A 9828-nucleotide genomic window follows, 5' to 3' on the forward strand; every position below is an offset into this window, starting at 1 on the left:
GTCGGCCCGCCGCGACCCGCGCGCGCACCGCCTCGGCGAGGGCGCGATCCAGCGCCAGCAGCCGGGGGTCCAGCTCCGGTTCGACCAGCATCAGAACAGTTTCGGCGCCGGGGCGAGGGCGAAGGGGCCCAGCCAGGTGCGGCCGTCGCGGAACTGCAGGGTCAGGGCCACCGGCTGGTCGCCGCTGACGGTGGTGGCCGCCGCGGCGCCCATGGCGCCGGCGCGGTTCACCGCGCCGGACTGGGCCGAGGCGAGGCCCGAGATGGCGGGGGAGGGCTTTTCGGCCGTCAGGGCCAGCTGGCCGGTCAGGCGTCCCGCGCCGTCGACCGCCAGAGCGTTGCTGGTCAGCAGGGCGCGGCTCTCGCCCGCAGTCAGCTCGCCGCGCACAGCCGTGAAACGGCCCCCGGCCCGGCTCCAGTTGGCGAACAGGCCCGCGGCGTCTGGGCCTTTCAGGCGGCTGGCCTGCTGCACTGTGCCCTCCAGCGCCAGCGTCAGCCGGCCGTTCTGCGCGGCGCCCTCGACCGGGCCGCCCTGGCGTCCACGCGCGTCCACCAGATTGAACAGCACGTCCAGTTCGTCGGTCGTCGCCGCCCCGTCGGTCAGGTGGGGGCGGGTCTCCAGCTGGATGTGCTCGGCCGAGGCGATCGGGAAGGGCTCGGCGCCCGGCTGCGGGACAAAGGTGCTGCGCACGAACTCGAGCCGGAGGTCGGGGAAGCGGTCGCGCAGGTGGCTGATGCTCATCCGCAGGGCGTCGCCGGTGACCTCGACCTTGCCCTTGGCGGCGCGGGTCAGCGTCAGCCCCTCGGGGGCGATGATCACCCAGTGGTCCGGGTTCCAGGCATTGGCCTCGGCGACCAGCTCCGGCGCCGCGACCCCGTGACCCGAGGGCGCGAGAATGTCGGTGCGCGGCAGGGAGACGCGCACCCGGAACGGCCAGCCGCTGGTCGTCACCTCGCCGTGATGGACGGCCCACCCGCCCTGGTTCAGGGCGGCGACCTGCGTCTCCAGCCGCGTCTCGACCTGTTGCGCCAGATAGAACCACCAGCCGGTCCAGGCGGCGAGGGCGATCCCCACCAGCAGGAAGGGGCCGATGATGCCGCGGCGGGGATGGCGGTAGGACTGTTCGGGTGCGCTCATATCGTCTCTCTAACGCACGAACCGGCGCTTACGCAGCCGTCTTCGGCTTGAGGAAGCCGCCGACCAGCTCCACCGCCTCGGCCAGGCCCATGCGCAGAACCTCGGTTCCGGGGGGCAGGCTGCCGAACAGCCGGGTCGGGCAGGCGGCGTCCAGCATGACGAAGACGCCCTTGTCGTCCGCCCGGCGGATCAGCCGGCCGAAGGCCTGCGCCATCCGGGCGCGGGCCAGGGCGTCGTCATAGGCCCGCCCTTGGGCGGAGGAGCCGCCGAACCGCTCGCGCCGCGCCTTGTGCAGCAGGTCCGGACGGGGCCAGGGCACCCTGTCGAAGGCGAGGATGCGCAGGGACCGTCCCGGCACGTCCACCCCGTCCCGCACGGCGTCGGTGCCCAGCAGGCAGCTGTCCTGCTCGGCCCGGAAGACGTCGACCAGCGCGCCCACCTCCAGCGGATCGACGTGCTGGGCGTAGAGGGGCAGACCCGCCCGGGCGAGGTCCGGCCCCAGCCGCTCATAGACCGCCTTCAGTCGCCGGATGGCGGTGAACAGGCCCACGCCCCCGCCGCCCGCCGCAAGGAACAGCTCGCGCATCGCCGCCGCCGTCTGCCGCGTGTCGTCCTTGACCAGGTCATTCACAACGATGACGCGGCTGTTCTCGGCGTAGTCGAACGGGCTCTCGACCTTCAGCGTTCGCGCCGGCTCGATCAGTCGCGCCGATCCGGTCCGCATCCGGGCCAGGTCGAAGGGATCGTCCGCCCCCGGATCGGACAGGGTCGCGCTGGTCACCAGCACGCCGTGCGAGGGCATGATCACCGCTGCTTCCAGCGGCACGGTCGGGTCGATCCAGTGGCGGCGCAAGGCGACGTCGGCGATGCGGCCGAAGGCGGCCTCGGCGCTCAGCCAGTCGACGAAGTCCGGGTCGGGCTCGCCGGTGTCATTGTCCAGCGCCGCCAGCATGGAGCGCCAGCCGGGCAGGGTCATCCGCGCCCGCCGGTCCAGCCCGCGCAGGGCGCCCTCGATCCGCGCCCGCGCCGAGCCGTCCAGCTCGACGGACTCGTCGTCCAGGATGTCCTCCAGATGTCGTGACAGGGCCAGCAGGGGCGCCTCGACGGCGGCCAGGGCCTTCGCCGCCTCCCGCGCCGCATCGAGGACCGGATCGGTCACCGGGCGCAGGCTGCATTCCAGCCCGAACTCGATCCCGCCCGGTCCGCCGCTCTCGCTGGTCCGTCCGCGGAGCTGTTCCAGCGCCGCCACCAGAAAGCGCTCGATCGGGCCGATCGGATTGACCTCGCCCGAGGCGGGGGCGATCCGGCCCGACGCCCCTTCACCCGGCAACTGGGCCGCGGCATGGATGGCGTCCTGCAGGGCCTTCGTCGCGGCTTCGTTGTCGGCGCACAGGTCGCCCAGCCTCTGCTCCAGCCCGCGCCCGCGCCGGCCACGCCCTTCCGGGCCGCGAATCCAGCGGCGGAGCTCGGCCGCCTCCTGCCCGGACAGGCAGGCGGAGAAGGCGCTGTCGGCGGCGTCGAACAGGTGATGGCCCTCGTCGAAGACGATCCGCTTCAGCGCCGCCGTCTCCCCGTCCTGCTTCAGCCCGCGCGCCGAGCGCGCGCCGTCGAAGGCCGCCTGGGTCATCACCAGCGCATGGTTGGCGACCACCAGATCGGCCCGGCGACTGGCGCGGATGGTCTTCTCGACGAAGCACAGGCGGTAGTGGGGGCAGGCGGCATGAACACACTCGCCGCGTCGGTCGACCAGATTGGCGGGACTGGCCTGCTGGGCCGTCGGCGTCGCGAACAGGCCGGGCAGCCAGCCGGGATAGTCGCCTCCGGTCATGTCGCCGTCGCGCGAGTGCAGGGCCCAGCGGCCGACCAGCGCCATCGCCACCACGTCGCCGTTCCCCAACTGCGCGGCCTGCACCATTTCCTGCAGGTTCAGCAGGCAGAGGTAGTTCTCCCGCCCCTTGCGCACCACGGCCTTGCGCTTTCGCTCGGCCGGATCGGGCCACAAGCTGGCGCTTTCGCGATCAATCTGGCGCTGCAGGGCGCGGGTGTAGGTGGAGACCCAGGCCGCGCCCTGGTTGCGCTCGGCCCAGACGCTGGCGGGCGCCAGATAACCGAGGGTCTTGCCCGTCCCCGTCCCGGCCTCGGCCAACAGGACGCGCGGCCGGCCTTCCTCGTTCCTCGGGGAGAAGGCGTAGGCAGCCTCGGCGGCGTAGTCGGACTGGGCCGGACGGGTCTCGTCCAGGCCCGAGGCCTGCAGCAGTTTTTCCAGCCGGATCCGGGCGCTTTCGGAATCGACCGGAATCGAGCCCGCCTCGCCGCGCGGCGCCTCATCCTCCCACTCGCCCAGCCGGGACCAGACATCCAGTCCGCTGCCCCGGTGCTGGCGCGCGCGCAGCGGATGGTGCTGCAGCGCGCCCGCCACCCGCCAGGACCAGCTCCAGCCCGCCCGGGCCAGGGTCTCGTTCAGGGTGAAGGCGTCCTCGCGGTGCGGATAGGCCGGGTCCGCCAGTTCGCGCAGCAAGCCGTCGGCGGCGGCGCGCAGGGCCGCGGCCTGCGCCTCCGGCCCCTTCGGCTCCGCCTGTCCCATGGCCAGGGCCAGGCCGGTCGGCGAGGGGGCGCAGAACCGCGCGGGCCGGACGAAGGCGAACAGCTCCAGCACGTCCAGCAGGTCGCCCGACCGGGGCGGCGGCGCCAGGCCCAGTCGCCGCGCGGTCAGGCTGGCGTGGGCGACCAGCACCGGTCCGCCGGTGAACACCCCCTCGGCCGCGCCCCGCCCGATCTTGCGGGCCCCCTCCGGATCGCACACCGCGCCCGCGCCGGGCGGCACGGCCAGGGCCGGCGGCAGGTCCAGCCAGGGCTCGGTTCCGGTCAGGCCGGCGGCGGATGTCAGGGAGTCGGTGGACACGGGTCCTAGATAGCGGTTCGGGGCGTGAAACGGAACGGGAACATGCTATATCCCCTCCGTGACGTCCGACGCCGCTCCCGCAACGCTTCCGCCCCTGTTCGCCGACTGGTTCGCGTCGCGCGGCTGGTCGCCCCGCAGGCATCAGCTTGAGATGGTCGCCGCCGGACAGGCCGGGGCCCACGCCCTGCTGGTCGCCCCGACCGGCGGCGGCAAGACGCTGGCGGGCTTTCTGCCGTCGCTGATCGATCTGGCCGAACGCGGCCCGCGTCCGCCCCATGGTCCGGGCAGCGGGGTGCACACCCTCTACCTCTCGCCGCTCAAGGCCCTGACCACCGACGTCGAACGCAACCTGATGACGCCCATCCGCGAGATCGGGCTGAACATCCATGTCGAGAGCCGCACCGGCGACACCAAGCAGAGCAAGCGCCAGCGGCAGCGCGACTTTCCGCCGGACATCCTGCTGACCACCCCCGAGCAGCTGGCCCTGTTCTGCGCCTGGGAGGGGGCGAGGGCCTATTTCGCCGACCTGAGATGCGTGATCCTCGACGAGGTCCACGCCATCTGGAGCGGCAAACGCGGCGACCTCCTGTCCCTCGGCCTGGGGCGGCTGCAGCACTTCGCGCCGGAGATGCGGCGCGTGGCGCTGTCGGCGACGGTGGATGATCCGCAGATGATCGCGGACTGGCTCAGGCCCTCGATGGACGCGTCTGTCGACATCGTGCGCGGCGACCCCGGCGCCCCGCCGGTCGTGGATGTCCTGGTTTCGGAGGGACGCGTGCCCTGGGCCGGGCACACCGGCGTGCACGCGGTGCCCGAGGTCTATGAGGCGATCCGTCAGGCGGGCATGACCCTGATCTTCGTCAACACCCGCTGGCAGGCCGAGTTCGTCTTCCAGCAGCTGTGGGCGATCAACGAGGACAGCCTGCCCATCGCCCTGCACCACGGCTCCCTCGCGGCCGAACAGAGACGCAAGGTCGAGGCGGCGATGGCGCGCGGGGACCTGCGGGCGGTGGTCTGCACCTCGACGCTGGATCTCGGCATCGATTGGGGCGACGTCGATCTGGTGATCCAGCTGGCCGCGCCCAAGGGGGCGTCGCGGCTGGTCCAGCGGATCGGTCGGGCCAACCACCGGCTGGACGAGCCCTCCCGCGCCCTGATGGTCCCCGCCAGCCGGTTCGAAATGCTGGAGTGTCAGGCCGCGCGCGAGGCGGTGGCCGAGAACGCCTTCGACTGGGAGCCGGTCCACACCGGGACGCTCGACACCCTGGCCCAGCATGTCATGGGCTGTGCCTGTTCCGAGCCTTTCGCCGTTGATGATCTGTATGCGGAGGTTTCCGCCTGCGGTCCTTATCGCGGCCTGACATACGATCAGTTCGAGGAGGTGGTCGATCTGGTCGCCACCGGCGGCTACGCCCTGCGCACCTATGATCGTTTCGCCCGCATCGTTCGCACCGCCGACGGCAAGTGGAAGGTGCGCAACGCCCAACTGGCCCAGAGCCATCGGATGAATGTCGGCGCCATCGTTTCGGCCGCCAATCTGAACGTGAAGGTCGCCTCGCGGCGCGCGGGCGGCAAACACCTGATCGGCGGCCGCAAGATCGGCGAGGCGGAGGAGTGGTATTTCGAGCAGATGGAGCCCGGCGACACCTTTATCTTCGCCGGCCAGGTCTGGGCCTTCCAGGGGATTTCGGGAACCGACGCCCTGGTCAGTCCGGCGACCGGAAAGGACCCCAAGATTCCCTCGTACGGCGGGTCCAAATTCCCGCTGGGCACCTCCCTGGCCGAACGGGTGCGCGACATGGTCCAGGATCGTGATCACTGGCGCGTCCTGCCGCCCGACGTGCGCGAGTGGCTGGAGTTGCAGGAGGTCTTCTCGCGCATCCCCCGCGCCGGCGAGATGCTGGTCGAGACCTTCCCGCGCGGGACCCGGCATTTCATGGTCTGCTATCCGTTCGAGGGGCGGTTGGCGCACACGACCCTGGCCATGCTGATCACCAAGCGGCTGGACCGGTTGAACATCGGCCCGCTGGGCTTTGTGGTGACCGACTATTCGCTGGCCATCTGGTCGATCCGGCCGATGGATCAGATCGACCTCGACGCCCTGTTCGAGCCCGATATGCTCGGCGACGACCTCGAGAGCTGGCTGGAGGAAAGCTTCATGATGAAGCGCACCTTCCGCAACTGCGCCCTGATCTCCGGCCTGATCGAGCAGCGCCAGCCGGGCGCCGAGAAGACCGGGCGTCAGGTCACCTTCTCGACCGATCTGATCTACGACGTCCTGCGCCGGCACCAGCCCGATCACCTGCTGCTGCGCACCGCCCGCGCCGATGCGGCGTCCGGCCTGCTGGACGTGGCCCGGCTGGGCCAGCTCCTGACCCGTATCCAGGGACAGGTGGTGCATCAGCCCCTAGCGCGACCGTCGCCCTTCTGCGTGCCGGTGCTGGTCCAGATCGGGCGCGAACGGGTCGGCGGCGGGGCTGCGGAGATGATCCTGTCCGAGACCGCGCTCGACTTCGCCGAGGAGACCTTGATCGCGGAAATCATGGCCGAGGCGCCGCCGGAACTGGAGGGGGCGGCGTGAACGCCGAACTGCGCCGGACCCTGTCCCCCTTCCGCCATCCCTGCGGCGGGCTGAAGGTGCGTGTAGCCGGGGAGGCCTGCGTGCTGCGCGGCTCCGGCGCCCTGTGGCTGCCGGACCACCGGACCCTGATCGCCTCGGACCTGCACCTCGAGAAGGGCTCGGCCTTCGCCGTCCGCGGCCAGATGCTGCCGCCCTACGACAGTTCCGCCACCCTGGCGAGGCTGGAGGCCGAGATCGAGGCGCTGAATCCCGGCCGCGTCGTCCTGCTGGGGGACAGCTTCCACGACTCGAAGGCGGTGGATCGTCTGTCTGCGGATGATCGCGAACGCGTGGCCCGTCTCGCGGCCGGTCGCGACTGGGTCTGGCTGGAGGGCAACCACGATCTGGTGGCGCTGGAGGGGGCGTTGAACGTTCTGCCGGGCCGGGTCGTCGCCACCCTGACGCTGGGCGCCCTGAGCCTGATCCACGAGCCGCAACCGGGCGAAGCCATGGGCGAAGTCGCCGGCCACCTGCACCCCGCCGCCCGCGTGGCCGCCTACGGTCGGGGCGTCCGCCGGCCCTGTTTCGTTACGGACGGGAAGCGCCTGCTGATGCCCGCCTTCGGCGCCTTCACCGGCGGGCTCGACGTGCGGGACCCCGCCGTGGCCGGTCTTTTCGCCGAGCCCCCCCTGGTCGCCGCCCTGGGCCGGGACAAGGTGCACGCGCTGGCGTGGGAAACGGTGCGCTAGTTCACTCGTCCGGAACAGAGCGGGTCTCGTTGAGCAGGGCCTGTATGTCCTCTGCGTCCATTGCCGTCAGGTCGGCGTAGGCGCGATCCGTGACAGCCTTCGTGCCCGTGCCTTCGCCATACAGGGCATACTTTCCGTCCTTGACGTAAAGCATGAACATGAAGGGAAAGGCCGCGCTGCCTTGATCGGTGATGAACACAGCGCTGATGTCATCGTCACACCCGTAAACCAGCCACGGGGTGCCGCGATAGGTGCGGTGAACGGGGCCGCGTTCACAGTTGAGGTGCGGGGCTTGCGACTGGGGCGAAGCGCCGGCGGCCTGCGGCTCCCACAGAAGCGTCGTGAGAAGCGCAAGCGCGATCATTTGCTGTCCGCCTCGAGCAGCGCCGTCGACGCCGTCTCCACCCCGTCTTCCAGCCGCTTCATGAACTCGGCGCGTTTCAGGCCCGCGGGGATCGGCTCGAGAAACTCGAACACCACGACGCCAGGACGATAGATGAAGCCGTGGGCGGGCCAGTGACAGCCGGAGTTGGTCGCGACCGGCCAGCAGGCGACGTCGAGGTCGCGATAGATGGCCGCCACGCCCGGCTTGTAGTCGGCCGGGGCGCCCGGCTCGCTGCGCGTCCCTTCCGGGAAGATGACGATCTGGCGGTTGTCGGTCAGGCGGGCGCGCGATTGTTTGACCATGGTCTTCAGCGCGGTCGAACCGGCGGAACGGTCGACCGGGATCATCGCCGTCTTCCAGGCGAACCAGCCGAAGAAGGGCAGCCCCATCAGCTCCTTCTTCAGCACGAAGCAGGGGTCGTCCAGGAAGGTGAAGGGCGCGACGACGTCCAGCATCCCCTGATGCTTGGGCGCCAGCAGGGCCGGGCCGGTCGGGCGATGCTCAAGCCCGCGCACCTCGACCCTGATCCCGGCGATCCAGCGCAGGCCGAACAGGACAAAGCGGGCCCAGACCTTGATGACCGCCATGGCGTAGCGGTGGGGCATCAGGAGCGCCGGCGACAGGCCGATCGCGAAGATCGGCATCGACAGGTACAGCCAGGCGGTAAACAGCAGCGAACGCAGGATCAGCACAGTCAGGCGGCCTTCTCTTCCGGCGCGACATCCGCCGCCGGGCGGCCCTCGCCGGTCAATTTGCCGACGGCGAAGCGGCCGAGAGCGGCGAGGTATTTCAGGTATTCCAGCGTCATCCGCCGGGCGGTCACCGCGGCGCGCCACCACCGGGAATTGTCCAGTGACGGCGTCTCGACGGCGTAGGGAGTCAGCGTCACGCCCGGCGCGGCGGCGCGGATTTCGGTCAGGGCCCGGGGCATGTGGTAGTCCGAGGTGACCACGATCAGGCTGTCATACCCCTTGGAGTCGGCCCAGGCGGCGATCTCCTGGGCGTTGCCGATGGTGTCCTCGGCCTCGAAGCCCAGGTCGACGCAGCAGTTGAACAGCCGGGTCGACCCCGGGGTCAGGGCGCGCAGTTCCTTGCGGCGCACCTCGCGGTTCACGCCCGAGATCAGCACGCGTTCGCCCTTGTCCTGCTCCAGCAGACGGATGGCGGCGTTCACCCGTTCCGCCGACGGCCCGGTCAGGGCCACGATGGCGTCGGCGCGTTCCGGCTCGGGCGCGGGCGTGTAGCCGCGCACCCGCTCGGCGAAGACGAACAGGCCGATCAACCAGATCAGCACCAGAATGGCTATGAAAGTCAGAAACTTCATGCCCTCAGCCTACCCGTGCCCCCGCAGACGCGCCAGCGCGGTGAGGCGCGCGGCGACCAGCGCCACCGTAGCGGCCAGCAGCGGGCATGGCGAGAGGATCAGCACATCCGTCCAGGCGATCGGCAGGGCCGGCGTCAGGCCGTCGCTGCCGCCGAGCAGCCGCATGAGGGCGGCCGCCCCCATGGCCGTGACGGCGCCGGCCGCGCCCGCTCCGGCCGCCAGCAGTCCATACCGCCGCTGGAACAGGCCGGCGATCCGCCCGTCCGAGGCGCCGTTCAGGCTCAGGGTCTGGATGACCGACGCCTGCGCCGCCATTCCGGCGCGGGTCGCATAGGCCACCGCCGCCCCGGCCGCCCCGGCGGTGAGGAGGAAGGCCAGGATGGCGAGAAGGGTGATCAGGGCGGCTGATCGCTCGGCTTCGCCGCGCCACAGGCTGTGGTCGTCCACGCTGGCGTCGACGCCGGCCTCGGCCAGGGCGCGGCTCAGGGTGACCGCGCTGGCCGGCGCGTCCCGGTTCAGCCGGACGGTCACCAGATGCGGCAGGGGAAGGTCCGGCAGGACCGCGTCCCCGACCCAGGGGCGCAGCAGGTCCTCGGCCGCCTTGCGATCCATGGCCTCGGCCTCGTCCACGCCCGTGACCCCGGCCAGGGTCTCGGCGGCGCGGGCGGCGGCGGCGTCCCCGGTTTCGCCGACGCGCGGGCGCACCTGCACCGTGTGCTCGCGGCTCTGCTTTCACTGATCCGAGGATCGACCGGACCTACACGGTCGACG

The 9828-nt window shown here is 71.3% G+C and carries 8 protein-coding genes; 2 read left to right on the top strand and 6 right to left on the bottom strand.

The features are described 5' to 3' along the window. Positions 1-90 precede the first annotated feature (90 nt). Together ACLQ7T_RS15760 and ACLQ7T_RS15765 are read right to left on the bottom strand one after the other, a co-directional pair. Complete coding sequence (locus tag ACLQ7T_RS15760; RefSeq protein WP_420480241.1) at positions 91-1137, bottom strand: DUF2125 domain-containing protein; 1047 nt, start codon at positions 1135-1137, stop codon at positions 91-93. 28 nt (positions 1138-1165) lie between these two features. After that, on the bottom strand, positions 1166-4039 hold the full coding sequence (locus ACLQ7T_RS15765; protein ID WP_420480242.1) for an ATP-dependent DNA helicase: 2874 nt from the start codon (positions 4037-4039) through the stop codon (positions 1166-1168). 58 nt (positions 4040-4097) lie between these two features. Here ACLQ7T_RS15765 and ACLQ7T_RS15770 point away from each other — a divergent pair, with 58 nt between their 5' ends. Both ACLQ7T_RS15770 and pdeM read left to right on the top strand, forming a co-directional pair. Further along, positions 4098-6620 (top strand): ligase-associated DNA damage response DEXH box helicase, encoded by a 2523-nt coding sequence (locus ACLQ7T_RS15770; RefSeq protein WP_420480243.1) that lies wholly within the window; start codon positions 4098-4100, stop codon positions 6618-6620. Further along, entirely contained in the window at positions 6617-7348 is a 732-nt protein-coding gene (gene pdeM / locus ACLQ7T_RS15775) for a ligase-associated DNA damage response endonuclease PdeM (RefSeq protein WP_420480244.1), read from the top strand. Before ACLQ7T_RS15770 ends, pdeM begins: the two co-directional genes overlap by 4 nt. Position 7349: 1 nt before the next feature. Here the strand turns inward: pdeM and ACLQ7T_RS15780 are convergent, their stop codons facing one another. The 4 genes from ACLQ7T_RS15780 to ACLQ7T_RS15795 are packed head-to-tail and all read right to left on the bottom strand — an operon-like array spanning position 7350 to position 9762. Beyond that, the gene (locus ACLQ7T_RS15780; RefSeq protein WP_420480245.1) at positions 7350-7712 is read right to left on the bottom strand and encodes a hypothetical protein; all 363 of its coding nucleotides are present in this window, start codon (positions 7710-7712) and stop codon (positions 7350-7352) included. Next, positions 7709-8425 (bottom strand): lysophospholipid acyltransferase family protein, encoded by a 717-nt coding sequence (locus ACLQ7T_RS15785; RefSeq protein ID WP_420480246.1) that lies wholly within the window; start codon positions 8423-8425, stop codon positions 7709-7711. The genes ACLQ7T_RS15780 and ACLQ7T_RS15785 overlap by 4 nt, the downstream gene beginning before the upstream one ends. Before the next feature lie 2 nt (positions 8426-8427). Next, positions 8428-9057, bottom strand: a complete 630-nt coding sequence (locus tag ACLQ7T_RS15790) for a YdcF family protein (RefSeq protein ID WP_420480247.1) — start codon at positions 9055-9057, stop codon at positions 8428-8430. 9 nt (positions 9058-9066) lie between these two features. After that, positions 9067-9762 carry a cell division protein FtsX gene (locus ACLQ7T_RS15795; RefSeq protein ID WP_420480248.1) on the bottom strand — a complete coding sequence of 232 codons (696 nt, stop codon included), beginning with the start codon at positions 9760-9762 and terminating at the stop codon, positions 9067-9069. Positions 9763-9828 lie beyond the last annotated feature (66 nt).

The organism is Brevundimonas sediminis, assembly GCF_048799765.1.
Taxonomy (GTDB): domain Bacteria; phylum Pseudomonadota; class Alphaproteobacteria; order Caulobacterales; family Caulobacteraceae; genus Brevundimonas.

What these genes read in the sequence shown, in the direction of transcription:
- ACLQ7T_RS15760 (WP_420480241.1), bottom strand. Translation starts at nt 1,137, where the DNA reads ATGAGCGCACCCGAACAGTCCTACCGCCATCCCCGCCGCGGCATCATC.
- ACLQ7T_RS15790 (WP_420480247.1), bottom strand. Translation starts at nt 9,057, where the DNA reads ATGAAGTTTCTGACTTTCATAGCCATTCTGGTGCTGATCTGGTTGATC.
- ACLQ7T_RS15780 (WP_420480245.1), bottom strand. Translation starts at nt 7,712, where the DNA reads ATGATCGCGCTTGCGCTTCTCACGACGCTTCTGTGGGAGCCGCAGGCC.